At 48.0% G+C, this 202-nt stretch carries 1 pseudogene; it reads left to right on the top strand.

Annotated features, from left to right (window positions below):
• Positions 1–155 (top strand): annotated as a pseudogene (locus CHH91_RS21620) (GNAT family N-acetyltransferase); the annotation flags it as partial.
• Positions 156–202 lie beyond the last annotated feature (47 nt).

Below are 202 nucleotides of genomic sequence, written 5' to 3'. Positions count from 1 at the left end.
TACATAGCCACTGCCAAGGCATTACACCCGTAGGCGTTTTTGCCCACTACAGTGGTGATCGGAAAGAGGAAGTACGGAACGCTTTCAAACGGGTCCATGAATGCCGCTGTTATGTGAAACAATTGAAAGGAGGATCCCTTGATGCAAACGCTTAAATTTGAAGAGGCCTGGCAACGGACGATTTCGGAGAAGGATGTACAAG

The organism is Virgibacillus sp. 7505, from assembly GCF_002272135.1.
GTDB lineage: Bacteria > Bacillota > Bacilli > Bacillales > Amphibacillaceae > Terribacillus.
The sequence above is the reverse complement of the archived record's forward strand: the minus strand, read 5'-3'. Positions and strand labels throughout refer to the sequence as shown.